Origin of the sequence: Ligilactobacillus agilis DSM 20509 (assembly GCF_001436215.1) — a bacterium.
Lineage (GTDB): Bacteria > Bacillota > Bacilli > Lactobacillales > Lactobacillaceae > Ligilactobacillus > Ligilactobacillus agilis.
Window position 1 is genome coordinate 1 of record NZ_AYYP01000034.1, and the last position, 305, is coordinate 305.

The 305-nt window shown below is 31.1% G+C and carries 1 protein-coding gene; it reads right to left on the bottom strand.

Features of this window, described 5'->3' with window-relative positions:
• Positions 1-270: hypothetical protein (locus FC14_RS05080; RefSeq protein ID WP_156655748.1), on the bottom strand; the 270-nt coding region annotated here is incomplete at its 3' end.
• Positions 271-305: the final 35 nt, after the last annotated feature.

Consider the following 305-nt stretch of genomic DNA (forward strand, 5'->3'; position numbering starts at 1 on the left):
AATTAAATTCTTAGTAGTTCTTAAATCACTTAGTTTATTTATATTTTTAATTATGTCGGCGAAGCCGACAATAATCTTATCCACTATTGAATTAATATTATCTAACTTAGACTGGAAATTATTTTCTACCCTAGAAGTATTCTTCCCCATGAAATTTTCTTCTACCCCAGTATTATCAACATTTTCTAACCCCTGGAAATTATCTTCTTGCTGGAAGTTTACTTCTACCCTAGAAGATTTCTTCTCTAGGGGGTAGAAATTTTCTTCCATAGAAGTTTCCTTCTCACAATTAATGCCATGTTCTT